Here is a 26158-nt window from a genome sequence, read left to right as displayed (position 1 = left end):
ACCCATGAAAAATTTAGTATCAATATGACAAGTTTCAAACAATTCGCAGATGCCTGCAAGAATATAGAAAAAATTACCAGTTCCCTTGAGATGACAGACCAGGTAGCAGATTTACTGGCTAAAGTAGATACGGATGAGTTACCAGTGGTGACACATTTTATAATGGGTCAGATATTTCCTTCATGGAGTTCTCAGGAACTTGGTATCGGTGAAAGTCTTCTCTATACAGCACTTTCCAAAGCATCTGGTTTATCAGTTGATGATATTGAAAACATAATCCGTGATACAGGTGATATAGGAGAAACCGCAGTAAGGGCACTGTCAAAATTGTCCAGGAACCAGGTTACTTTTTCGTCTTTTGTTGAAGAACCAACGCCTCAGATTACAATACTTGAAGTTTCAGACCGGCTCAAACGTATAGCCAATGTATCAGGTAAAGGTTCACAGAACCAGAAAGTAAAAAACCTTCAATATCTGTTCAATGCATCTTCTCCTGAAGAGGCAAGGTATCTTTCAAGACTCGCAGTCGAAGAGTTAAGGATAGGAGTTGGAGAGGGTATAGTTCGTGATGCAATATCGAAGGCTTTCAATGTTCCAGTAGAAAAGCTGGAACGCAGTTTTATGCTGACAAATGATTTGGGTGCAGTGGCAGTAGCTGCTCAGCAGGGAGGTGAAGAGGAAGTTTCAAAACTTGATATACAGGTAAACCGTCCTGTCAGGATGATGCTTGCACAGGTTACGCCAAGCATTGAAACTGCGTTTAATGAGATGGGTACTGCAGCAATCGAGTGGAAATTCGATGGAGCAAGAGTTCAGATACACAAGGACAAGGAAGAGGTAAACATATTCTCAAGGAAACTTGAAAACGTTACCAATTCTCTTCCCGATATTGTTGAATCTGTCAAGAACCAGTTGAATGCCGATACTGCAATTATTGATGGTGAAGCGGTGGCAATAGACGAAGATGGACGTCCACGTGCTTTTCAGGATATTTTGAGGCGTTTTAGACGAAAATATGACGTATTGTCTACATCCAAAGAAATTCCTATTATTTTGAATATGTTTGATCTTATGTATCTTGATGGTGAAAGTTATATCGACCTGCCGCTTAAATACAGAAGAGAGATACTTGGAAACATTGTTGAAAACACTAAATCAATTAAAGTGGATAAACAAATCCTAACCAGTGATGTTGAAGAGGCTAACAGGGTATACAATAATGCACTATCAGCAGGTCATGAAGGTATCATGATTAAAAACCCTGAATCACCGTATTCACCCGGTAAACGTGGGAAAAACTGGCTAAAGAAAAAACCCATAATGGAGACACTTGACCTTGTTGTTATAGGGGGAGAATGGGGTTATGGAAGAAGAGCCAATCTCATCGGTTCATATGCTATCGCTTGCTATGACAGGGATAGGGGTCAATATTTGCCTATAGGGAAAGTGGCAACAGGTATCACCGATGAAAAACTGGAAGAACTTACCAGTCTTTTCTCAGATTTGATAGTTAGTGAAAAAGGGCGAAAAATAGAATTCAAACCTGAAATCGTTTTTGAAATTGGATTTGAAGAAATCCAGAAAAGCAACAATTACGAATCAGGTTATGCGCTCCGATTTCCAAGACTTGTAAATGTCAGGGATGATAAATCACCTGAAGAGTCAGACACAATAGAACGTATAGAAGATATTTACCTGAAACAAAGAAGCAGGAATCATAATAATTCTTCTTGAATTATTTTCATCTGGTTTTTCATGTTATATCTATTTTTAAAATCAAACCAGTAAATCCTCTATTCCGTAATTCTTGGCTATTTCTATGGCTTTTTCTTGTTCATCCAATCCAAGCTTACGGTTAATCTCTGGATATTCACAAGATTTGTAAAAGGGTGTATACTGGAACATAAGATTAAATCTAACATGTGTTATGTTCTCAACTGTCCATTCGATTACGGGTTTTGTACAGCATTCAATATGTCCAGGTAATACAAGATGCCGGATTATTATATCAGAATGCTGATATGCTTTTTTAAAGTTTCTTTTAACGATTTCTGTGTAATTGTTTATGTTTGAATATTTCTTTGCACATCTGTTATTACCGTATCGAAAATCTGCAAGAAACATATCTATAATACCTTCCAGCAATTCACTGGCTTCTTCAGAATGGTACATGTTGGAGTTCCATATAACAGGGAGATTTTCTGATATGTTGTTGATGGTTTTTAAAACAGTATGAAGATGAGGTGTAGGAGTTACAAAATTTACATTCTTTGAACCTTCTCTGCGTCTTGCATCGATGATTTTTGCAAGGTGGAGAGGGTTGATTTCAATTCCACTCTCGGGTCTGGTTGAGATATCGCAGTTCTGACAGTATACACAGGAAAACACACATCCTGTGAAAAAGATAGTATGAGAGGGTACAATTTCTGGTTCTTCTCCCCGATGTAAAAATTCGGATGCACATCTTGAGACAGAACCAATTCGGCAATATCCAAGCTCCTTGTTTTTACGGTTTACTCTGCATATCCATCCGCAAAAGATACATTTTTCAATAATCCTGTATGCAATTTCGACTTTAAGGTCCATAAGTGATGGATGAACCGATGGATAATCTGTAAAATTTTGGATGTCCTGTAATGTTTTGTTATACAGTTGCCAGTAATTATCCATCGCCTTTGAATGTATAGCCCATAAATTATCAATGGATGTATCAGAATCAAATTTAACTGGAACTTTTTGTGCAATCCTGAAACCTGCTGGAAAATTGTTATTTTCTATTTTGAAGTAATGATTCAAAAATTTCGGAATTTCCATATTGTAATTTATCCGATGACATTCATATCAGTAATTCTTATTGATGGAGTTACTAACCCACCAACACTGCGGACATCATATCCTGCACCAGTAATGTTTTTCAACAATTCAAAAACGTTGCCTGATATCATAAGTGAATTTATGGGTTTATCAAGTTCTCCATTTTTGATTGTAAACGCGTTTCTGGCTTCAACTGAAAAGTCACCTGAAATTGAATTGGCAGTATGTGCTCCAATCACGGTGTTGATATATACACCCTCATCAGTTTCAGAAATCACATCACTTTGTGGATAATTTATAATAAAATTCCTTAGACCTATACCGGGCGTATCTGTGTAGGATTGCCTTATGGCATTACCAGTGCTTTCTACATTATCCTTACCTGCACGGTAACTATCATAGAGATATGATTTAAAAACACCTTTGTCAATAACAGTGTTTTTCTGGGACGGCATACCTTCATCATCTGTCAGAGCGGTTTCAATACCTCCATCAAGGGTGCCATCATCAACAATAGAAAGGTCAGGTGTGGCGATATCTTCATTTAGTTTTCCTTTAAGGCTTGAACGACCTTTATGTACATTATCGGCATCGATTGCAGATGCTAAAGTACTTTCCAGAATATCTGCAAATGCGAACGGGTGCAGGATTACATCTGTTTTGTGTGGTTCAATAGTGATACCATTTCGAGATTTTTGAGCAAGCTCTGCTGCATTTTTACCTATTTCATAAAAATCTATGTCAAGGTTGCGTGATATCTTGAAATCATATGCAGTGGCTTTATTATCGGTTGTTGTAATGACATCTATAAATCCTGATACACCGGTTCCTTCCTCTTCGGTTTCAATGCCATTGCTGTTCATTATCAATCTTTTATCGTGAAAACGTGAAAAAGATCCCGAAGTAGCCATAACATCAGATATTGATGTGACACCTTCAATCATCTGAGTTGTCAGGTCTATACAGTCTTCAAGTTCCAGTAGCATCAGTTTATCATCGAAGGTGTTACGGATTGTGGGATATTGTGTGTTTGACGGCAATGAAACCCATTCAGGGTCTTTTTCTCTTACTCTTGCAGATGAAATAGCTATATTAACTGTATCTTCAAGACGATTATACAAATTTGTACTTGCAAATCCAACAGCACCATTTATTATGGTGCGAATACCGATACCTTTTGTATAATTCTCATTTGAACTATCTACTATATTTTTACGAACATCAGCAGATGTTGAATGATTGTCCAGAACGTAGACTTCAACTTCTTCGGCACCCTTATCTTCTGCAAGTTTAAGAGCTTTATTTGCCATTTCATACATTTGGTTGTTTATGTTAGGCTCCTCCTACCAGTGCATTAGAAACTAATATATGAGGTGAACCATCACTTACCGGCATCAATTGTCCTTTCTTTCCGCATCTTCCAGAATTCATTTCGAGGTCGTTTCCAACCATTGTAACGTTTTTCAGTATTTCAAGAGTATTACCAGAAAGCGAAACATCACGAAGCAAAGAACTTATTTCACCGTTCTCAACAAGGTATCCTTTTTCAGCGTTGAACTGGAATATGCCTTCACCGGGGTTTACCTGTCCGCCCCTGGACCCGATAAGATATATACCGTTGCCTATCTCTTCAAGCATTTCTTCAAATTTCGATTCACCGTTGTCGATATAGGTATTGCTCATCCTGACAACCGGTTCTGAATATCCCTGGGCTCTACTATTCCCAGGTGTACCTCCGAGTTTTGCGGCGGTTTCTCTGGAGTGGAGATAGGAATTGAGTACTCCATCTTTTATAATTTCTGTTTTTGAAGATTGGACTCCTTCAGCATCAAAGGGGTAATATCCGTATTTATGAAGTGTAGGGTCATCTATAACATCGACGAGTGAGGATGCAATTTGTTCACCAATATGGTTTTCAAAGACAGAATTACCTTCAAGTACAAGGTCTGCCTCTGAAGCATGACCTACCGCCTCATGAACAAATACACCTGCCAGTTCAGGATTTAGTATGACTGGCATATTACCACCTTTTGGTTTTTTTGCACTGAGAAGGTCAACAGCAGTATGTCCTGCTGATTCACCAAGTGCCAATGCATCATTTTCATCGAATAATTCAAACCCGCTAACATCAAATCTGCTTTCTCTTCCAACCTGATATTCTCCGTTTCCAGATGCAACAGCACTGACGGCAAAACCAGTTCTTGTCAGTTCATGTTCACAATCCAGACCTTCAGAATTGGTATATTCGAATTTAACAATGGATTCGGTATATATTGCTGTAGTATTACTGACACCTTCTATATTTGCACTTTCATCAATATCTTTTAGGATTTGTACTTTTTCTTCAATGGGTATATCCCTTGGGTCTTTTTTGACATTTGGTGTGTTTTTAACCTCTGGTTCTGGTGAAGACTTTAGGTTAATTTTTTCTTTCGGAGTTTTATTGTCCATCGTCTTTGCAAGTTTTGCAGCAGAATCAATGGTTTTATCAAGGTCAAAATTTCCGTCAACGGATGTAAAACCCCAAGAACCACCGCAGAGGGCTCTTACACCTGCACCTCTTGAGAAATCAACAGAAATGTCTTCAACTTTACCATTATCAAGGAAAATAGAAGTGGTAGTACCTTCTACCACTCTTGCATCATAAAAATCCACATCACGCATTTTTACTTCCTGTTCCGGATTTTTTCATATTCTCAATAGATGCTGGAACTACTTCAGGCATATCAAAGTTCCATTTTACATTGCTTACCTTTTTGAGTTTGTCAACGATGTTTTTCTTTTCATTTCCAACCAGACTGTGTTCGATAACTTCGGTAATTGTTGATACAGGGATTATTTCTACCTGATCCTTATACTGGTCTTCGATAAGAACATCAGCTTCATTGGCTTTTGGAATAATGATTTTTTGTATTCCTGCTTGAGCAGCGGCTTCAATCTTGTAGGTAACACCTCCGACAGGCAGAACATCTCCTCTTACAGAGAGTGAACCTGTCATTGCAACTGTCTGGTTAACAGGTACCTGTTCGATTGCAGATATTACAGCGGTTGCCACTGAAATAGATGCACTGTCACCTTCAACACCTTCGTAAGTACCCACAAATTGGATGTGTATATCTCTGTTTGCAATATCTTTTCCGGTAATGTTTTTGATAACTGCGGATACGTTTTGTACAGCTTCTTTGGCTATATCTTTGAGCATACCGGTGGCTATGACACTTCCTTCTGAATTCGAGAGCGAAGGTGTAACTTCAGCAATGATTGGAAGTACGACTCCTGAGTCACCTCCCATGACAGCAAGTCCGTTGACTCTTCCGACCTGTTCGCCCTCTTTGGAAAACAGCTGGTATTGTTTCTTTTGTTCAAGGTAATTATCTGCTACCTGCTGTTCAATAGAACGAGCCATTCGTTTGGCAGATATTACATGTTCCTCTGTTGCGTATTCAGAGCCTTCGGCTTTTGCAATGTCTCCTGCCACTCTAATAAGACCGCCAAGATCTCTAAGTTTTAGAGTAAGGTGTCCTTTTCGACCTGCTCTCCTTCTGGATTCTCGAATGATTTCATCTACAGCAGATTTATTGAAGTGCGGGATATGTCCATCACGCTTGACTTCTTGGGCTACAAACCTCACAAGGTCTTTTCTGTTCTCAGGTGTATCCTCCATTGTGTCACGCATGTAGAGTTCATATCCATATCCTTTCAGACGTGACCTTAGTGCAGGATGCATATTTTCAACAGCATCGAGGTTACCGGCGGCAACCATTATAAAATCACATGGTACAGGGTCGGATTTTACAAGTGCTCCTGAACTGCGTTCGGATTGACCGGTAATCGGATATTCTTTCTCCTGTAATGCGGTAAGCATATTCTGCTGGGTTTCGATATTTAGTGTATTGATTTCATCAATAAACAATACTCCTTTGTGGGATTTATGAATGTCTCCACTTTCAACCCTGTCGTGTGCAGGTGTTTCCATTCCACCTGACTGGAACGGGTCGTGCCTCACATCTCCAAGGAGTGCACCTGCGTGTGTTCCTGTGGCGTCAATGTATGGTGCATGTTCCTTTTCATAGTTTGAAACTATAAGTTTTGGAACCATGAGGTCGTCTTTTGGCATGAACTGGCGAGTCAAAACCAGAAGCAAGATAGCAGCAATAATACCCCACAGTAGTTGTCCTACATAGAAGGAATACATGACAATACCAAAGATAAGAAGCAACATCAGCATATTGCGTGACTGGCTTCTTTTGCGGGCTTCCATTTTATGTGCCTGTACGATTTCCCTCCCTTTTCCGGCAGGGACCTCTCGCACTTTAGGATTATTTGGGTCTTCGGTATTGGGATATACCAGTACATCTTTTAGTTCTTCTTTTGGCAGAAGTTCAGCCATTGCTTTTGCAAGCAATGATTTACCAGTACCGGGACTACCAATCATCATGACATGGCGTCGCTGTTCAGCAGCTTTTTTCACCACCTCTACAGCATGGTCCTGCCCGATAACCTGGTCTATTAGTTGTTCTGGTACATTAACGGATTCAGTTGTATCAAAATCAGCATCATAAACTTTGGTATTTTCGTTGGCAGTATTTTCGTTCTCGTTATCCATGGTTAACTCACATAGTTGATAATGTTAAATTATGATTGACTGATTAACTTTATACCTGCTACGTTTATATTATTTATGCACAGGTTTATGTAATCTTTGTCTTTTACTTTTTATCTTAAAAAGGAAATTATTCTTACCTTATATTAAATCTATAAAACTGGTTTTTAGGTAATTATTTATACAATATACTATACGTAATATTGATAAAGATTTTGGTAACTGGTTTAATAGATAGTATTGAAAAAGAGATATTAAACTGTAATGCATTCAATAAGATGGTTATGAAATCTATAATACTGGCAATATTTATAATTCTGCTGTCATGTACAACTCTTGGATATCCAGCATTTGCCCAGACCGTTGATAATAAACATCAGTATATTGACATAGAGCAGATGGTAATTGAATTTGATGATAATGATGCACAAGCCAGAATAAACTATGAACTGGATTTATTTGCACAGATGTATGTTTTTGTCCTTGGTAGCCGCAACCTTGAACCTACATTTAATGATATGTTCAGTGAATTTGAAGATTTTAGGGTTGTTGAAATCGGTAAAAATCATGCACGTTTAATATTGAGCAATGTTTCAAGACAAAGTAGTGAATATTATCTCCATGATTCCCGTAATCTTGGTACCAATGTTGACAGGTTAGTTATTATCTATCCAGAAGGTACAAGTAAAATCCTTGAAAATACAAACAGCACTCCTAATACTTTCTATACCGGAAAATAAATCTACTAAAAACGTAAAATTATAATAGAATGAATAACTCCCAAAGCTTGGAATATCTTTTTAAATAAAACAATATATTGGTTTTTTCAATGGGAAACTATAACTTAAAATGTTTACAGTGCGGACGAAATTATCTTGGAGATTATAGACTGAAATGTGATGATGACGATTCTTTTGTTCGGGCTGAGTACCAATCAAAGGAACTGGATTTAAAAAATGCACCTGGAATTGGGAAATACAACGAATGGTTGCCAGTACAGAATCTGTTAATGACGGAAGCTGCACCAATAACCTACAAAAGTGAAGAACTGGCAAATGAATTAGAATTATCCAATCTATATATTAGTTTTAGTGGATATTGGCCTGAACGCAATGCACTGATAAAAACATGCAGTTTCAAAGAACTGGAGGCACACCCAACAATACAACGTTTGATTGAATCAGACCATTCATCACTTGTACTTGCGTCAGCTGGCAACACGGGTCGTGCTTTTGCACATGTATCGGCTTTGACTGGTGTTGATGTCTATATAGTAGTACCACCAAATGGTATGTCACGGATGTGGATTCCGGAAGAACCATCTGATTCTATTCATTTGATAAAAATGGAAGAAGGAAATGATTATACTGATGCAATCCATCTGGCAGACAGAATAGCCAAAACCCCGGGAATAATGCCAGAGGGGGAGCAAGAAATATAGCCAGACGTGATGGTATGGGTACTGTCATGCTGGACGCAGCAGTAACCATCAAACAGATTCCTGACCATTACTTCCAGGCAATAGGAAGCGGAACTGGGGCAATAGCAGCATGGGAAGCAGCGCTTCGCCTGCGTGAAGATGGTCGTTTTGGTGACCACATTTCAAAACTCCATCTAAGTCAGAATCTTCCGTTTGCACCAATGGTTAATGCATGGAATGCATGTCAGCGTAAAATCATACCGGAAATCGATATGCCGGAACCCAAAAAAAGTATCAGTGACATTTTTGCTGATGTACTTTCAAACAGGGCGCCTCCATATTCTGTAAATGGTGGAGTGTTTGATGCACTTGAAGATACTGACGGTCTAATGTATGGAATTACCAATAATGAAGCAAAAGAAGCAAAAGCACTGTTTGAGTCTTTTGAAGGTATAGATATACTCCCGCCTTCAGCAGTAGCAGTGGCGTCGCTTATTAAATCAATAGATACTGAAAATGTGGATAAGGATGATGTAATACTCCTTAATATAGCAGGAGGCGGTGTTGAACGGCTAAAAGAGGATTATACACTTTCAAACATTGAGCCAGTAGCCAGTGCAAAGAGTCCGGAAATACCTCTGGAGGATGTTCTTGGTAAATAAAAGGTGGTATGTTTGTCTACATCGAACAAATCCGATGACCCTGAAAATATTGTTGTCCAGATGATGCTGGATAATGGAATTGATTATCTGGCTACTCTGCCATGTGATCGAATAAAAAATCTATTGCCGCTTATATCCAAAAATTTTGTAGAAATCCCGCTTACAAGAGAAGAGAATGGAGTGGGTATTTGTGCCGGGCTGTACATGGCGGGTGCAAAACCCATGATGGCAATCCAGAGTAGTGGTCTTGGAAATATGATTAATGCACTGGAATCGCTCAATATTGCCTGTGACATACCACTTCCTGTGCTTGCCAGTTGGAGAGGTGTTTATAAAGAAGGTATTGAATCCCAAAAACCGCTTGGCAAATCATTACCTTCAATTCTGGAAGGTGCAGGAATCGAATATACTATAATAGATGAGGTTGAAAAATTATATTTGGTTGACCGGGCTATTTCTGATTCATTTAAAAACCGCCGTCCTCATATAATTTTGATGTCACCCAGAGTATGGGAACCCTCCACATGCTCGGCACGGGTTGAACAGGATTCGGAAAACCTTAAAGAACGTTCCTATGAAATAAATTTTAAAACCAATATATCTAAGCCCGAAATGGTACGATATGATGCTATTTCCGTTATTTCCCCACTGCTTGATGATGAAGCACTGGTAGCTAATATTGGAGTGCCCTGCAAAGAACTGTATTCTGTTAATGACAGAGAACTCAATTATTATATGCTTGGTTCTCTGGGTCTTGCATCATCAATAGGTATGGGCATTGCGTTAAAATCGGAAAGAGATGTGGTAGTTCTTGATGGAGATGGAAGTATCCTTATGAATCCAAATGCATTAATTGAAATAGCTCGTGCGAAACCATCAAACCTAATAGTTGTAGCTCTTGATAACGGAGCTTATGGTTCTACCGGTTCACAGGAAACTTTAACTGCAAAATTTTTTGACCTTGAACTGTTTGCACGAGCATCAGGGTTTATTAATACCACCAAAGTACATACAAAGGATGAGCTTGAGGATGCATTTGTAAAAGCCAAAAATTCAGGAGAACTGGCGTTTATACATGTGATTTTGAAATCTGGAAATGTATCATGTGAAACGGTACCATTAAGCCCAGTAGAAGTTACTGATAGGTTTATGAAAGCGTTAAAATAAAAAATTAGAGGTTTATATATTCAACCGGTTCTGAAATTTTGAATTTTCCAGATATGATTTTTGTCTTAAGTTCATCTGCAGCTTTTAATGCACGCAACCGATCTGACTGACGGACAACAACAGGAATCCCTTTTTCAGTTTCGGCAGTACAGTAATCGATGTTTCCAAGTGCAGCACTGAAAGCATTTCCTGCACAGTTTGTGGTACACAGTCCGCAATTAAAGCATAATATTGGATTGTGAGCTGCTGATTCACCTCTTTTATGGGTCACTGCACCCATTGGACAGGTTCTTTCAACTTCACAGACCCTACAATCGATGCATTCACTTGGTTGATAGGTGACCTCCTCATCAACATTGCTCCATACATCTGCATAGTTTGTCTTGCATAATGGTAGACGTCCGCTAACATCTACGACTTTAAGTTCAATGTCACTATTGATTTTTACAATATTGTCCAGAATATCCTGATTTATAACAGGTATTGGTACAGCCCATGTATTTATTATTTCAGGACCAGCAGATGTAACAAATCCTCCCATATATTCAGGAATCATCTCATGCATATCTGAAAATCCGCCAAGGTTTGGTTTTCCTGGACTGCTGCGGGTACCGAGCCCAGAAACATATCCATAATTCCCATTTATCATAACCCTTGTTCCAATTCCTATGGTCTGCAAATCTGGGTCGTTTTCTATTGGGTTTAGTTCTCCACAGCCGCAGAATGTAGCTTCACTTAAATTTCCTCTAAATTCAGCGGCGTGGAAAATGGATGGAAGTGACTCGTTTACAGGATTGACAAAAGCTAGATAATTCCTAAACGCGTGCCTGGTTCCGAACAATTTGGCGTACTGCATATCTTTTATGTTGGTATGGGTGCTGAACCAGTGACCTTCAACTGTTTCAATTTCTACAGTTATAGGTTTACCTTCTACAATTTCTCTGAAAAGATGTCCTCCCCCGTAATTGGGGTTGGTTTTACTGTGGGCAGTTCCATGTACAATCAAATCCAGTACACCAAGCCTTTCATTGGGACACGGACCTACTTGTGCAGGCACATTATTCAACCAAACTCGTGATGCTTTGATAAATGAATTCGGTTCAGCAACTTTAAATGAAAAAACAGCGTATGTTCCGCTCATTATACCTCTGGTTGCGGTGGTAACAACATCTACATCTTCAAAATTGATTTTTTCACCTGAGCGGACACGGTTACATATTTCATCAGCAGTTAATACAACGGCTTTTCCATTGTCGATTTTTCTTTGTATTTCCTGATAGGTTCTTTCTTTATCTGACATATTTTTCAACCGTATATATTATTATGTGGTGTGAGTTTTATATAATATTAATTACAGTTTCACAATTGTGAAACAAGTATTAAAGTGTTTGGTTGTTAACGAATGACTTAAATTTTGAATTGTTCCATCATGGTTACAAATATATAGTGATACAATATTTTGATATTTTTAACAAATCAAAATCTGAATATAAAAAACAAGATATGTTAACAGGGACTATAACTATGTCACAAAGTTTGGTAAACGAATCAGAACAACTTGATGCTGAAACCCCTCAAACAATCATTTCTCATGCACTTGATAAATACACACCCAACATTTCAATATCATTTAGCGGAGCGGAAGACGTAGTTCTTATAGACATGGCTAAAAAAATAAGGGATGATATAAGTGTATTTACTCTTGATACAGGACGACTGTATCCAGAGACCTACCGGTTTATAGAAGAGATACGCGACTATTACAATATTGATATAGATGTATATATGCCCGACCGTGAATCCACAGAGAAACTCGTGAAAGAAAAAGGGTTGTTCTCTTTTTACAATGATGGGCATAATGAATGCTGCAGCGTCAGAAAAATAGCACCCCTAAAACGAGCACTCGATGGTCTGGATGCATGGGTCACAGGCCAGAGAAAAGACCAGAGTCCAAGCCGGTCTGACCTTCCTGTGGTGCAAATCGACCCCGCTTTTGGTGGCGGTGAACTTGTGAAATTCAACCCTCTGGCTAACTGGACTCTGAAACAGGTATGGCAGTACATATTCGAGAATGACGTCCCCTACAACAAACTCCATGAAAAGGGCTACATTAGTATCGGATGTGAACCGTGTACAAGACCCGTTACTCCGGGACAGCATGAACGTGAAGGTCGGTGGTGGTGGGGAGAAGCCACAAAAAAAGAGTGCGGTCTCCATTCAGGAAATCTAAAATAGTTACACGAAGTTTATCATAAACAGGTGATTTAAGGATGGTTGAACAACAAAAACCTCATGGTGGAAAACTTATAGATAGAACTCTATCCAATGGAGAAGCAGAAGATATTATCAATCGTGCTAATGATTTCCAGAGTATTGAAATAGGTCCAGAACTTGTAAAAGATGTGGAAAATATTGCAAGCGGTTTATTCAGTCCACTTGAAGGTTTTTTAACCTCTGATGATTATGAACGCGTGCTTTATGACAAAAGGTTATCCAGCGGAATACCTTGGACGATACCTATAGTACTTGATTTATCCAAAGAGAAAGCAAGTAATTTGAACCCTGGTGATGAAGTTTTACTCAGACACAATAACCAGCCGGTAGCCCTGTTGAATGTGGATGATGTTTATAAATTCAACAAAAGGGTGCATTGTGAACAAGTCTTTGGGACAACAGATGATGCACACCCGGGAGTTGCAAAAATCTATCAATTAAACGACAGGCTGGTTGGAGGAAAAATTAACCTTCTCAATGAAACATCAACACCATTTTATGAGTATGCATTAAAACCGGCAGAAACAAGGTCGATGTTCAAAGAAAAAGACTGGGAAAAGGTTGTAGGTTTCCAGACCCGAAATGTTCCACATCTTGGTCATGAATTTATACAAAAAACCGCACTAAGTCTTGTTGATGGTTTGTTTATAAACCCGGTTATAGGAAGAAAGAAAAGCGGGGATTTTAAAGATAATGTTATCCTTGATTCTTATGAATCTCTTATTGAGAATTATTTCCCACAGGATAGAGCAACGCTTGGAATCTTTCAGACTGAAATGCGGTATGCAGGACCAAGAGAGGCAATTTTTCATGCTATTGTGAGAAAGAATTTCGGATGCACACATTTCATTGTAGGCAGAGACCATGCAGGCGTAGGGTCTTTCTACCATCCATTTGCCGCTCATGAAATATTTTCAGAATTTGATGAGGAGGAACTTGGAATTACACCTATCTTTTTCAAGTCGTTCTTCTACTGTAAAAAGTGCAGAGGTATCGCAAATGATAAGACATGTCCTCATTCTGAAGAACAGATTGTAAACTTCAGTGGAACAAGAATGCGTGAAATGCTAACAAATGGTGAACGTCCGCCAGCCGATTCAATGAGACCTGAAGTAGCGGATTCAATTCTCAAGTACGAGAATCCATTTGTAGAATAATCCCTATAAGGGTGAATTCTCTTCACCCTTTAAACCATTATAAAAAAAAGTAGATGCGGGAGGTGCGATTCGAACGCACGTACTCCTTCGAGACTGGACCCTGAATCCAGCGCCTTTGACCTAGCTCGGCAACTCCCGCGCCTGAGGATACTCATAGTAGTGTTTTTCCTTATTAAACTTTGCCATCCATTAAAAAATTGATGGTATTTAAAAACCTTTTGTTTATTTTTGACCCATCAATTTCAGAATGAGAGCTTTCTGGGCATGGAGCCGGTTTTCTGCCTGATCAAAAATCACCGAGTGTGAGCCATTGAGCACATCTTCGGTAATTTCTTCACCTCTGTGTGCAGGGAGGCAGTGCATAACAATAACATCACGTTTTGCAAGGTTTACAAGGTTTGAATTAATCTGGTAACCACCAAGGTCGTTCAGGCGTTTTTCACGTTCTTCTTCATCACCCATAGATATCCATACATCGGTGTATAATATGTCAGCATTTTCTGCGGCTTCAGCAGGGTCATGGGTGATAGTAACGTTTCCTCCTATTTTCTTACCCTGCTCTACAATGTAGCTGTTTGGTTCATAACCTTCAGGACATGCAACAACAATGTCCATACCTACAATAGCACATCCAAGAATTGCAGAGTTGCATACATTGTTTCCGTCACCAACCCATGCGAATTTCAGGTTTTTAGTCCTATTTTTGTACTCTTGGATAGTGAGCAAATCAGCAAGTATCTGGCACGGATGTTCCATGTCTGATAGAGCATTTATAACGGGTACAGTGGAATATTTTGCCATTTGCTTGATTGTATCATGACTGTTAACCCTTCCTGCAATCCCATGTACATATCTGGAAAGTACAGCAGCGGTGTCAGATATTGGTTCACCGCGGTCAAGCTGGATGTCTTTATAATTAAGATACAGCCCATGCCCACCAAGGTCGCTCATAGCTACTTCAAAGGATACCCGGGTGCGAGTTGACGGTTTTTCAAATATCATAGCAAGGCTTTTGTTTTTCAAAAGCTCGGTTACTTTATCTCTTGCACGTTTTTCTTTCAAATCCTGAGCAGAATCAAGTAATTCATGGATGACTTCATCGGAAAGGTCAGCCATTGATATTAAATGTTTCATTTATACCAACCCTGTAAATCATGCAGTTTTGAGCTGTTTCATGTGGTCTATTTTTTTCTGGATAAACTCCTCTGTACCAATATCACGCCTTGCTTGAATTTTTCCCTTTACATTATCCAGAGATGTCTGAGCGATATTTTCGGCTTCCGATATTGTATTGGCAACTCCTACAAAAGCAAGGGCTCTTGAACCGGATGTATAAATTTTACCGTTTTCTTCGTATACACTTGCATAATATAGCAGTGCATCTCCAATATCATCGATAATTATTTCACTGTCTTTGACCGGTTCATAGGGATATCCTTCTGGAACGGCATATTTGCATACAGTCGCTTTTTTACTGAATCCAAGTTTCATTTCAGACAGACTGCCGTTAACAACAGCTGATAATACATCCACAAAATCGTTTTCAAGAAGTGGTAGTACATTCATTGCTTCAGGGTCTCCAAAACGGGCATTATACTCTATGACTTTGGGACCATCTTTTGTGAGCATGAATTGTCCATAAATAATACCTTTGTAGTGTATTCCAGTTTCTTTATACAAAGAGTCCACAGTATCTTTGAGAATCTTTTGGGCTTTTTCAAGGTCTTCCTTGTTCATGAAAGGTAAAACATCATCTGCACTGCTATATGAACCCATTCCTCCTGTATTTGGACCTCTATCATTTTCAAACGCTCGTTTATGGTCCTGTATAGGAGGTGTAAATGCAAGATTGTTCCCATCAACAAACGCTTGAACTGTAAACTCTTCTCCTACCAGATTTTCTTCTATTACCACTTTACCGTCTTTTAAAAGGGTTCTTGCATATTCTTTTGCAGAATCGATATCTGGAAGCTGGTCGCCCATCACTTTGACACCCTTGCCACCGGTCAATCCAATGGGCTTTACTGCTACATTTCCCAGTTTTTCAATAAATTCGTTAACATCTTTTTCATTGTCAAATATGTTAAATTCGGGACATCCTTCTATATTGTATTTCTTCATAAAATTTCGGGCCCATGCTTTATTAAATTCAATTTTACCGGCATCCTTTTTTGGACCTACAACACCTATTTTTGCCCTTTCAAGTGCATCAGCAAGACCGGATGCAAGAGGTTTCTCAGGTCCTATTACAACAATGTCTACTTTTTTGGATTTAGCATAAGCTACAATTCTGTCGATATTATTTTCATCATCTATCAGATAATCATTGCACAAAGATGCAATTCCTGGATTTTTCTTTGACATTACAGCATAAAGTGACGGGTTATGTTTGCTGTTTGCTATTGTCTGTGCAATAACATGTTCTCTTCCGCCACCACCAACAACTAATATATTCATCTATAAAACCCCTTTAAAATTAAATTTAATAATCTGGATTTATGTATTAATATCTAATTCTGATTTATTGATTGATAATTTTTATAGGTATATTTCCTGCAACATTTTAAAATTCCTGCAATAAATACGTTACTGTATTAAACAAGGTCACTGGCTTTAATCAATGTTATAAGTTTGATTCCAGCAGATTTTAAATTTTCCTCTGCACCCTCTTCTCTATCAACAACCGTTATAACAGTATCTATATATCCTCCTTCATTCTGTATATTAGAGACTGCTTCTTTAACAGACCCTCCACTTGTAGTAACATCTTCAAGTAGTATCACACGCTCTCCTTTTTCCAGTTGACCTACAAGTCTCCCACCTGTACCGTATTCTTTGGAAGATTTGCGTATGATAATCATTGGAAGCCCTGATTCAAGTGATACCGCAGTTGCTATGGGTACACCACCAAGTTCAACACCGCCAACATTATCCACATCTATAGATTTTATTATCTCTGCTGCCTTTTTTCCAATTAGTTTAAGTGTATCCGGTCGAGTGCTTGCTTTTTTAATATCTACATAATAATTGCTTTTTTTACCAGATGAGAGTATAAATTCACCAATCTGAATTGCTCCACAATCTTTGAGTGCTTTAATTAGGTCTTTATTATTGCTCATATTACCTGACCTTCATTTTATTCTATATTACCAGGGTTCTTTTTTTACACCTATCAGATATCCTATTACGTTTGTTACTATATGAAGTAGCGGAGTAAGTATCAGTATAATAAGAATTATTTTGTATGTAAAATTTGAAATGAACCAGACAGGAGATGCCAGATATACCAGTAACCATGCACCAAGTACAAAATCGAGCTGATCTATGACAGGAAGCGGAGCACCTCTTTTAAGTTTTAGTCTTCGTTTTAAAAAGCTCATGAAAAGATCACCCAATAGTGAACCAAATGAAAGTGAAAAAATTACCAGGATTGAGCCAATAAAAGAGCTTCCAAATTTGGGCAGTTGTATATCAAATGGAGAGTATCCTCCTGAAACCAGTACCATTTGTGCTATCCCTATAAATAGTCCAATAATAGTACCTGCAAATAGACCTCTGAAGGTCTTACCATCACCAAAAACTCTTTCTCCGTCTTTAAGAGTAACGTTAAAATCAAGTGGTTTCCCACCGCCGAATAAACTTGCAGCAGGGCTTGGTATATAAGCAGGTAGCATTAACCATACAGCAGTAATTATTAAATCAATCGTATTATCAACTCAAATCGTTTTATTTGTTGTAGTAATTACTTATTTGACCAAAACTTTATTTTACATATGTGTATAGTTCCATCAACATCAGGTAAATGTAAATTTTTATTTTTATAATTAACTAAAAGCAAGTAAACAGGGTACATATATACATGACCGGAATTAATCAGATATTAACAAAAAGCAATGTCATGCTTGCAGCATTGCTTGTTTTTGTATTGCTTGCGGCTTTGATAACCGTTGGTATGTTAACACCACTTCTGGTGGATTTTTTAACAGGAAACAGCATGAATCTGGATGCCTATTATTTTAACATAAGGGCTGCTCTACCTACAGGAGTGCTTATAATTCTGCTTTCAATTTATCTGTTACTTGGAAAACTGAGCGAGAAAAAATTATTTGTCACTGTTTCTGTTGTAGTAGTTTTATCCGCTATTTTTGCGGTCATTTTACCATTTAACAGTTTGCCTGTTGATTTTATAATTCCGTTTTCTGTTCTTGCGATTATTGCTATCTTATATAACATATTACATTCTGTTACAGGATGGAAATATAATCCGTATAAAAACGCCCGAAGTATCAGTGCACATATTATTCATCTGGGACTTGTTCTGATTATTTTGGGGGTGGTTTTAAGCACTGGTTTGACCGTTGAGGATTCCACAGTTGTATCGACCGAATCCAGAGGTTTTTTTGAAGGTCAGGATTACAGTGTAAGTGTTACAAAAATATCCTCCCAATTTGAAGGAGAACCCTTCAAATCACATCCGGGTTCATCCTATGTAACTAATGTATCATTTGATGTCTATAAAAACGGAGAGTATTTTGATAGTGGAAATGTAAAATCTATTAGGGATTTAAAATGGGACCAATCCTACACCACTACCTATATACATCGAAATTTGCTGGAAGAGTATTTTATTGCTCCTAAAGGTGTGGATATGGAGACAGGTAAAGTAAACCTCTATTCAAGAACAGTACCTTTCATAACTTTTGTATGGGGTGGATTGTGTTTAATGGCATTTGGTGTTTTATCACTTCTGGCAGTAAGTTATCTGAAGAATAAAGAAAAAATTAACAAATCTGAGTAATGGACAAATCTGGATGTTTTGAATTATGAATATAGGAATGATATTAATCTGGGCAGCATTTACACTTTGTCTTGGAGCAGGACTCACATCTATTCTGTATTATTTTAAAGGTTCAGGCTACTTAAAGACCCTGTCCTGTAGACTTGAGATTGGTGCTGCGGGTGCGGTTACAGTTGCAGTATTCCTGCTCAGCTACTACCTTTTCCATGTTCAAACCGCCTACAGTTATGTTTATCAGCACTCGAGTGCAGACCTTACCTGGTATTACCGGTTATCTGCCCTCTGGGCAGGTCAGGAGGGGTCTTTCCTTCTGTGGGGATGGCTTATACTGGTAATACTTTTGGTTTTAAAATATACAATGCACAAGAAGCAATTTTCAGGTACCAGACTGTACGAGCTTACAGTAACTATCTCGATTTTTATTGCATCGGTTTTTTTACTGCTTCTTGTTCTCAAAAACCCGTTTTCGATGTATTATGCCGTACCTTCAGGAACAATAGAACTTACAAACTGGAATCCGTTTGTCACAGCATTCCAGGCTCCTTACGGACAGGGTATGAACCCTCTTCTTCGCAACCCCTGGATGGCGATACACCCTCCTGTTCTGTTTATTGGTTATGCAGCAATTACAATTCCTTTTGCATCGGCGTTTGCCAGTCTCATACTGGATGATAATCGATGGACAGAAATAGCTACCCACTGGATGAGGGTTTCGTGGCTGTTTTTAACGCTTGGTATTGGGCTCGGAGGATTCTGGGCTTATGAAGTTCTGGGATGGGGGGCATGGTACTGGTCATGGGACCCTGTGGAAACGTCTTCCCTTATACCCTGGATAACTTCGACTGCCTATCTGCACACCCAGATTCACAATGGTAATAAATTCAGAAAATTAGCTCCTGCACTGGCTATTTTTTCGTTTGTGTTGGTGGTATTTGCAACATTTGTTACAAGAAGTGGTATATGGGCTTCGGTACATTCATGGCAGGATTTCACACCTACAAGCTTTATAGTTGCTATCTTTTTGCTCGGTTTGCTCGGGTCGAGTATTGTTATGCTGGTTAACAAGTATATGGAGTAATAAATGAAAACAGAATAAGGAAATGACATTTTCCTTTTATTCATCTATATAGAGAGCAAAAAGGCATGCGTTCTCACGCATTTCCATAAATCCCTGTGTTTCAGAAATGCCTGCTTTTTCCAGCAGTACTTTTTTCCATGATTCAGGTGGTGTGACCACATTTCCAGCATACGCTTTTGAAGCAATCTGGGCGTAATTTAGTGGTTTGCCTCCGATTTTAATACGTTTAGCAACTTCCTGACGGTATGTCTGGTGCATCATGCATCCGCTATGAGCTGCAGATGGCTGAATTGTATGGTTATAATGGTCTTTTGCCTCATCATGCACCGAATTCATTATTCCAAGACGTTTAATATATTCGCTGATAGCTTTGGAGAACGGACATTCTTCAGTTACAAATCCGTATTTGCTGATTTGTTTTATGTTTTCAAATGATGAGAATACGGATTCTCCTGCAACCACAGCATTTGCAAAATCTTCCCATGTATCATATTCTTCTTCAGGGACAGACATAGCAAGGGATTCTGCCTGGCTTACCATATAATTTGTAAAACCCTCTACACCCTGTTTATCGGCAATGTCTTCAAAAAACAGGAACACTGAAACATCTACAAATGGATTGGATTCTATATCTTCAGACATTAATATCACCTTTTATTTAATCTTCTTCGTCTCCTGCACTTTTTCCTTTAACAATCAATGCAAACACGCATGATGCACTGCGAAGTATACTTTTAATATGTCTTTCATCAACATTGATTCTGTCCAGATTTTCTTTCACCATTTTGACATCACCAAGACGTCCTTTGTTTGCAAGGTGGAGACATTCCAAACCCTGTTTGGATACCGTAATGTTGTTTGCAGCAACCTCTCTGAATTTCTGATGAGTTATGCAGTAATTGGAAACTGCCGAATCCCTGATACGAGAGTTGTAGTTTTCAGCCACATCATTATCAGAATCGTGTATTGGTCCAATTTTTTTAATAAATCTGGACATTGTAGGTGCTACAGGACAGGTTTTTAATGCGTATACATATCCAATCACATCTCCATCCTTGTCTGTAATCGCCAAATCTGTCAGAACATTAACAGCACCTTCAACTGTAAGAGATGTTCTTCCTTCTTTCATCGCAACGTTGAAAGCTGGCCATCCGACATATGCTTCTTTTCCCATTCTTTCTGCATAACTTTCACCGACACGTAGCCAGTATTCAACAACACCTTCTGTCCCTGATTTGCTGACCATATCGTCAACAAGGGAATAGAGAGCTATATCCATCATTACTTTAAATTCCTCCGTAGATTATTTATTTACCTTTTATAAAATTTCTCTTAAACTATATTAATTTATATATAATTCATTATCTTTTTTATTTTTTACCATTACGTCTTCATATTGGTGTCGAATATCTTTGATTTTGTTCCATTTGAGTTCAGGGTTGTCTGGATACACTTCTTCTGTTGTGTTATTGTCCTCTTCAATTATTGACACTGCTTCCTTTACAGACTCAACAGGTACATCATCGACTTCTTCTGAAACAATAGAATATTTCAGATAAAGACAACCATTCTGTGTTTTTACAAGTCTTACAACATCATCTGGATATGTCTCATCCTGAAGTTCATGTCCGTAGTGGCTTTTTGAACTCCATTTTATAATTTCAATATCCTCATTAGGTTCTTGACCGTATCCATCTTCTGAATAGTTTTCATTTTTTTCCAATTCGGAGAATTCATCCTCTTTTTTGAAATTATGATTGTGATTTGTACTGTTGCCGATAAAACGTTCCAGTTCATCAAGGAATGAGTTATCTTTGTTTTTATCATCTGTATCTTTTTTGTGTATAAACTTGGTCCAGATGTTTGACATTAAATTTCTACCCTGAACAGTTTTGCTAATATCATGTCATCATATTATCAACAGTTTCAATCAATTTGTCCAGTGATTCAGGTTCGATAAGGAAAAATACATCACCGTAGAGGGTATTCAATCCGCTCTCATGACCTACTGACTGTATCATAAACATGGTCTCCAGATTCGGCATGTTTTCAATATCATGCCCCATTTCTCTGGATGCAGTATCAAGAATGTCTTCCATAGAACCTGTAACAGTCTGTGGTACAGAATGCAAACCATTAACCTGTAAAAAACTGGATATCGAGGTCAAATATGAACCCGTTAGGATATTACTTATCTCATTTAATGCAGATTCATTCATCTCCGGGTCATATTCATATTCTGTTTCTGAAAGTAACAGATTTGTTAGAACCATTGCATTACTAATCTCAAACAGATTTAATATAACACCCTGAATATCACCTTTTATAGTATGCATAATACAGGTCATTGTTATTGATTCGGGAAGGTTCTGGATAATTGCTGAAGGATTAAGTTTTTGTATACTGGACAGGTTCAATTGAACCCTCTTACCGGTAAGTTCTGAAAGTGAGGTGGTGGCATTTCCCATACCAATGTTTCCAATTTCTTTCATGGCATCTATTTGAAGATTCGATAATTCATTTATATTCATATTATCAACACTCTCGGACCTGTCCTAATTTTTATTCACTTGGATGTATTTTTAAACATCATTTGTAATAAATACGCTCTCTGGAGTTGTATGGTTTGAACAAATTCTGAGATTCACCTACAAGCGTTTCTGTTTTACCCATTACAAAGTACCCACCTTGATTCAAGGCATTGTAAAAATTCATGTACAATTTTTCCTGGAGGTCTTTTTCAAAATAAATGGTAACATTTCTACAAAATATGAGGTCAAAACCGCTCATTTTTTTACCGGCAATTAAATCATGCCATTTAAAATTTGCAACCTTTTTTAGTTCATCTGATATGAAATACCAGCCATCTTTTTTTTCAAAGTATTTGTCAATTATTTTGTCATCTACACCTTTAAGTTCTGTTTCGGTGTATTTTCCTTCTTTTGCTCTGGATAAAGCCTCGTTGTCAATATCAGTTCCTATAATATTAATCCGGTATTTTTTGAATTCATTCTTCAATAACTGGTGAAGGATTATGGCTAAAGAATACGCTTCTACACCGATAGAGCATCCTGCACTCCATATACGGATGGATTTGTTGGAAGAATTCGATTTGGATTTGATTATATCTGGTAATACGTCATTTTCCACAATCTGATATGAATCAGGATTTCTGAAAAAATTGGTTACATTGACAGTAAGGGTTTTCATAAGGTTTCTATATTCATCAGGATTGTCTTTTAGTACCTTAATGTACTCAGAATAATCCCGAGAGTTGGTCGCCCTCATCCTTACAGCAATTCTTCGTTTAAAATGGGTATCTTTATACTGGTCACAATGAAACCCAAGATTTTTGTTTATAAGGCTCTTTAATGAAGAATAATTTTCATCTTCAACTTCAGTTTCGTTCATGGCTAAATCCTTCTTTGGTTTTAATCGTGAATATCAATCGTTATCCTGTCATCTTTTTCATAACAGCAGCCATTATGACGTCTGAAGCTTCTGGTTCAAAGAGCATGTTAAAATGTTTTTTAGAATTCGTGGTGGGAATAGTACATTCTCCCCTGATAATTATAAAATCATCAGCAAGGCTTTGTAACTGTTCTTTTACAGATGAACCCACACCATCCATATTAACTACTATCTCGGGTTTACTAACTTCCAGATTAGTACCCAGGAATTCGTTAACTGAACTCATATAGGTACTACACATGCGAAGCCCCATTTCTTTCAGTTTCATGGTTTCTTTGTTTGTGATTTTGTTTGTTTTACCTACCGGTTTTTTAAGCAGCAGGTCGGAAAAAGAAAATGCTGAATATTTTGGAAGTAATATTACTGTTCCACCTGTGACATCACCGGTAATTTTTAAATGGATACCAACTACACTTTTTTGGCTACCTTCTGAAGCCTCTTTTACAACCTGGTCGAGTGATACCATTTCTACAGTGGGTATATTGATTTTCACTTCACGTGAAACCATTTTTGAAAGAGCAGTAGCAAGGTTTCCCATTCCAATATTTCCTGCTTCCTGTAAAGCGCTCTTTGTCATTTCGTCGATTTCTTCCATATTTAAACCTCATTAATGTTTCAGATAAGTGTTGATATATCAAGTATAAGAGCCACGTTTCCATCACCAAGAATAGTAGCACCGGCAAATCCTTTGGTATTCTTGAGCAGTTTATTGTCCAGTGTTTTTATCATGACTTCCTGTTTTCCTATCAGGTCATCAACAATAAGCCCGACTTTCTTTCCCATTCTTTCTACAATAACTACAATAAGTTCTCCATCGTCATCCTGTTGCTGGTTGTTTTTAGAAGTGTTCAGTACATCATGTAACCGCACAATAGGTAGTACTTCCCCTCTTAACAGGATGGCTTCCTCGCCTTTTATGGTCTTGATATCGCTTTCTTTGATGCTGACATTCCTGACAACGTTTGTAAGTGGTATTACATAGGTTTCATCTGACACTTTTGCTAGAATGGACTGTATAATTGCAATTGTAAGTGGGAGCTGGAGCTGGATTTTTGTTCCTTCACCTTCAAAGGATTCGGTTTTGACACTGCCTCCAAGTTCTTCTATTTTGGCTTTGACTGCATCCATTCCTACACCGCGTCCAGAAACATCAGTGACTTTTTCCGCTCCGCTGAATCCGGGTGTAAAAATAAGATTCATTGCCTCTTCATCAGACATTCTGTCAACTTCGGATTGGCTCATTAACCCTTTTTTCACAGCGGTTTCTCTGAGTTTATCAGGGTTCATCCCTTTTCCATCATCTTCGACTTCTATCAGGATACTGTTTCTTTGCCTTGATGCTGAAAGTCGGATGTGACCGGTTTCACTTTTTCCTGTTTCTCTTCGTTTTTCCGGCTCCTCTATACCATGGTCAACTGAATTTCTTAAAAGATGCACCAGCGGATCTCCGATTTCATCAAGTATTGTCCGGTCAAGTTCAATATCTTTACCTTCAATATTAAGGTCGATTTTTTTACCTTCAGATTTTGAAAGGTCCCTGACCATTCTGGGGAATCTGCTGAATATATGGTCCATTGGGACCATTCTGGATTCCATTACTTCTGTCTGGATGTCATTTGTAAGCCTGTCAAGGTCAGCCAGTGTATCGTCAAGGTCTTTGATATCGTAATCAGATGTCAACTGGTTAATCCGGATTTTGTTAATAATAAGTTCTCCAACAAGGTTCATCATATTGTCAAGTCTGTCAATATCTATACGTACACTTTGAACGCTTTTCATCTCGTTTGAGCGTTTGCTTGTGTCTTGTCCGGATTGTGTCTGTTCCTGTGTATTGCTGGGTTGAGTTTCGGTTTCTAGCTCGTTTTTATTATCTGTTTCACTGGACGGTTCAGATGGTTCTTTATTTTCCAGACTTATCTCTGAAAGTGTGACATTTTGTATTTCTGAGATTTTTTGTACTTCTTCTTTTATAATGTCCTGATTATTTTCGGTAGAGAAAACAACATTGAATTCAGTTTCAAAATTCTCTTCATCCAAATCATCCATGGAAGGAACTGTTTTTATGATAGTTCCATATTCAGAAATTTTTTTGAGTACAATTGATGACCGTGCAGATTTTAACATGCATGAATCATCAAGTGTAATTTTTGCACCTATTACACTGAGACCGTTTTGATTTGCATCCTGGATTTGTTGTATTTCTTCATCTGAAAAATCAATATTTAACTCAAAATCAGTCTCGCTGGTAGTTTCTTCGTCTTCGCTTTCATTTTCTACCTGTTCAGATTCTTCCTGAGTTTCCTGACCTGAACCACCGTTTTCTATTATACTATTAAGGTTATTCTTTAAGTGAGAAATATCAACATCATCTTCACTGTCAATGGTTTCTACCAGTGATTCGATGGTGTCCAGACATTCAAAAAGGATATCTATTATAGAATCATCCAGTTTTATCTGTTTGTTGCGTATGCCATCCATTAGATTTTCCATTTCATGGGTTAATTCTGCAATGGAACTAAACCCCATTGTAGATGCCATACCTTTAAGGGTATGAGCGGAGCGAAACATTATATTGATTTGTTCCAGGTCTTCATGATTTTGTTCCAGTTTCAACAGCGAATCATTCAACTGTTGAAGATGTTCATCGGATTCTGCCTGAAAAACCTGTTTATATTCAGACATGTCCATATTTTATAACTCCTGTAAATTTGTAA

Annotated in this window: 25 protein-coding genes and 1 tRNA gene; 9 read left to right on the top strand and 17 right to left on the bottom strand. The window is 38.1% G+C overall.

Annotated elements, in window-relative coordinates; genetic code table 11:
- Window positions 1-24: 24 nt before the first annotated feature.
- Window positions 25-1734, top strand: coding sequence for an ATP-dependent DNA ligase (locus tag METEV_RS04415; RefSeq protein WP_013194355.1), 1710 nt, complete (start codon window positions 25-27; stop codon window positions 1732-1734).
- Window positions 1735-1776: 42 nt separating this feature from the next.
- On the opposite strand, the gene METEV_RS04410 is transcribed toward METEV_RS04415, so the two are convergent.
- Genes METEV_RS04410 through lonB form a run of 4 tightly spaced genes read right to left on the bottom strand, consistent with a single transcriptional unit; the run spans window position 1777 to window position 7420 of the window.
- Window positions 1777-2814: a radical SAM protein gene (locus METEV_RS04410; RefSeq protein WP_013194354.1), complete on the bottom strand. Its 1038-nt coding sequence runs from the start codon at window positions 2812-2814 to the stop codon at window positions 1777-1779.
- A gap of 8 nt (window positions 2815-2822) precedes the next feature.
- Entirely contained in the window at window positions 2823-4133 is a 1311-nt protein-coding gene (locus METEV_RS04405) for a TldD/PmbA family protein (protein ID WP_013194353.1), read from the bottom strand.
- 13 nt (window positions 4134-4146) lie between these two features.
- A complete protein-coding gene (locus METEV_RS04400) occupies window positions 4147-5478 on the bottom strand; it encodes a TldD/PmbA family protein (protein ID WP_013194352.1) in 1332 nt (443 codons plus the stop codon).
- Window positions 5471-7420, bottom strand: a complete 1950-nt coding sequence (gene lonB / locus METEV_RS04395) for an ATP-dependent protease LonB (protein WP_013194351.1) — start codon at window positions 7418-7420, stop codon at window positions 5471-5473. The genes METEV_RS04400 and lonB overlap by 8 nt, the downstream gene beginning before the upstream one ends.
- 281 nt (window positions 7421-7701) lie before the next feature.
- Here lonB and METEV_RS04390 point away from each other — a divergent pair, with 281 nt between their 5' ends.
- From METEV_RS04390 to comE, 4 genes are all read left to right on the top strand, one after another.
- Entirely contained in the window at window positions 7702-8157 is a 456-nt protein-coding gene (locus tag METEV_RS04390) for a hypothetical protein (protein ID WP_157197281.1), read from the top strand.
- An 89-nt stretch (window positions 8158-8246) separates the two neighbouring features.
- Window positions 8247-8858 (top strand): pyridoxal-phosphate dependent enzyme, encoded by a 612-nt coding sequence (locus METEV_RS12915; RefSeq protein ID WP_332258458.1) that lies wholly within the window; start codon window positions 8247-8249, stop codon window positions 8856-8858.
- A gap of 14 nt (window positions 8859-8872) precedes the next feature.
- Complete coding sequence (locus METEV_RS12910) at window positions 8873-9499, top strand: pyridoxal-phosphate dependent enzyme (RefSeq protein ID WP_332258457.1); 627 nt, start codon at window positions 8873-8875, stop codon at window positions 9497-9499.
- 12 nt (window positions 9500-9511) lie between these two features.
- Complete coding sequence (gene comE, locus METEV_RS04380; protein WP_013194349.1) at window positions 9512-10666, top strand: sulfopyruvate decarboxylase subunit beta; 1155 nt, start codon at window positions 9512-9514, stop codon at window positions 10664-10666.
- 4 nt (window positions 10667-10670) lie between these two features.
- Here comE and METEV_RS04375 read toward each other — a convergent pair whose 3' ends face one another.
- Window positions 10671-11966, bottom strand: coding sequence for a methanogenesis marker 16 metalloprotein (locus METEV_RS04375; protein WP_013194348.1), 1296 nt, complete (start codon window positions 11964-11966; stop codon window positions 10671-10673).
- A 224-nt stretch (window positions 11967-12190) separates the two neighbouring features.
- Between METEV_RS04375 and METEV_RS04370 the strand changes: the two genes are divergently transcribed.
- Together METEV_RS04370 and sat are read left to right on the top strand one after the other, a co-directional pair.
- Window positions 12191-12901: a phosphoadenylyl-sulfate reductase gene (locus METEV_RS04370; RefSeq protein WP_013194347.1), complete on the top strand. Its 711-nt coding sequence runs from the start codon at window positions 12191-12193 to the stop codon at window positions 12899-12901.
- Between the two features lie 35 nt (window positions 12902-12936).
- The gene (sat, locus tag METEV_RS04365; protein WP_013194346.1) at window positions 12937-14097 is read left to right on the top strand and encodes a sulfate adenylyltransferase; all 1161 of its coding nucleotides are present in this window, start codon (window positions 12937-12939) and stop codon (window positions 14095-14097) included.
- Window positions 14098-14151: 54 nt separating this feature from the next.
- Here the strand turns inward: sat and METEV_RS04360 are convergent.
- The 5 genes from METEV_RS04360 to METEV_RS04340 form a co-directional block, all read right to left on the bottom strand.
- Window positions 14152-14236 (bottom strand) — tRNA-Leu (locus tag METEV_RS04360).
- An 83-nt stretch (window positions 14237-14319) separates the two neighbouring features.
- On the bottom strand, window positions 14320-15231 hold the full coding sequence (gene argF, locus METEV_RS04355) for an ornithine carbamoyltransferase (RefSeq protein ID WP_013194345.1): 912 nt from the start codon (window positions 15229-15231) through the stop codon (window positions 14320-14322).
- Between the two features lie 18 nt (window positions 15232-15249).
- Window positions 15250-16554, bottom strand: a complete 1305-nt coding sequence (gene purD / locus METEV_RS04350; RefSeq protein ID WP_013194344.1) for a phosphoribosylamine--glycine ligase — start codon at window positions 16552-16554, stop codon at window positions 15250-15252.
- 137 nt (window positions 16555-16691) lie between these two features.
- The gene (pyrE, locus tag METEV_RS04345) at window positions 16692-17216 is read right to left on the bottom strand and encodes an orotate phosphoribosyltransferase (protein WP_013194343.1); all 525 of its coding nucleotides are present in this window, start codon (window positions 17214-17216) and stop codon (window positions 16692-16694) included.
- Between the two features lie 27 nt (window positions 17217-17243).
- Window positions 17244-17792 (bottom strand): CDP-2,3-bis-(O-geranylgeranyl)-sn-glycerol synthase, encoded by a 549-nt coding sequence (locus tag METEV_RS04340; RefSeq protein ID WP_269634954.1) that lies wholly within the window; start codon window positions 17790-17792, stop codon window positions 17244-17246.
- 164 nt (window positions 17793-17956) lie between these two features.
- On the opposite strand from METEV_RS04340, the gene METEV_RS04335 reads away from it, so the two are divergent.
- A complete protein-coding gene (locus METEV_RS04335; protein ID WP_013194341.1) occupies window positions 17957-18895 on the top strand; it encodes a cytochrome c-type biogenesis CcmF C-terminal domain-containing protein in 939 nt (312 codons plus the stop codon).
- 25 nt (window positions 18896-18920) lie between these two features.
- Complete coding sequence (gene ccsA / locus METEV_RS04330; RefSeq protein ID WP_013194340.1) at window positions 18921-19973, top strand: cytochrome c biogenesis protein CcsA; 1053 nt, start codon at window positions 18921-18923, stop codon at window positions 19971-19973.
- 36 nt (window positions 19974-20009) lie between these two features.
- Here ccsA and METEV_RS04325 read toward each other — a convergent pair whose 3' ends face one another.
- Genes METEV_RS04325 through METEV_RS04295 form a run of 7 tightly spaced genes read right to left on the bottom strand, consistent with a single transcriptional unit; the run spans window position 20010 to window position 26132 of the window.
- Window positions 20010-20615: a hypothetical protein gene (locus METEV_RS04325; protein ID WP_013194339.1), complete on the bottom strand. Its 606-nt coding sequence runs from the start codon at window positions 20613-20615 to the stop codon at window positions 20010-20012.
- Window positions 20616-20631: 16 nt separating this feature from the next.
- On the bottom strand, window positions 20632-21255 hold the full coding sequence (locus METEV_RS04320; RefSeq protein ID WP_013194338.1) for a hypothetical protein: 624 nt from the start codon (window positions 21253-21255) through the stop codon (window positions 20632-20634).
- Window positions 21256-21315: 60 nt separating this feature from the next.
- A complete protein-coding gene (locus METEV_RS04315; RefSeq protein ID WP_013194337.1) occupies window positions 21316-21843 on the bottom strand; it encodes a hypothetical protein in 528 nt (175 codons plus the stop codon).
- Window positions 21844-21874: 31 nt separating this feature from the next.
- Complete coding sequence (locus METEV_RS04310; protein WP_013194336.1) at window positions 21875-22504, bottom strand: chemotaxis protein CheC; 630 nt, start codon at window positions 22502-22504, stop codon at window positions 21875-21877.
- Window positions 22505-22562: 58 nt separating this feature from the next.
- Window positions 22563-23384 (bottom strand): CheR family methyltransferase, encoded by an 822-nt coding sequence (locus METEV_RS04305; protein ID WP_013194335.1) that lies wholly within the window; start codon window positions 23382-23384, stop codon window positions 22563-22565.
- Window positions 23385-23424: 40 nt separating this feature from the next.
- Window positions 23425-24039, bottom strand: coding sequence for a chemotaxis protein CheC (locus tag METEV_RS04300; RefSeq protein WP_013194334.1), 615 nt, complete (start codon window positions 24037-24039; stop codon window positions 23425-23427).
- Between the two features lie 20 nt (window positions 24040-24059).
- Window positions 24060-26132, bottom strand: coding sequence for a chemotaxis protein CheA (locus tag METEV_RS04295; RefSeq protein ID WP_013194333.1), 2073 nt, complete (start codon window positions 26130-26132; stop codon window positions 24060-24062).
- Between the last annotated feature and the right edge of the window lie 26 nt (window positions 26133-26158).

The organism is Methanohalobium evestigatum Z-7303 (assembly GCF_000196655.1).
In the GTDB taxonomy this organism is placed as follows: domain Archaea; phylum Halobacteriota; class Methanosarcinia; order Methanosarcinales; family Methanosarcinaceae; genus Methanohalobium; species Methanohalobium evestigatum.
Note: the sequence above shows the minus strand (reverse complement) of the source record. Positions and strands in the feature narration are given on the sequence as shown.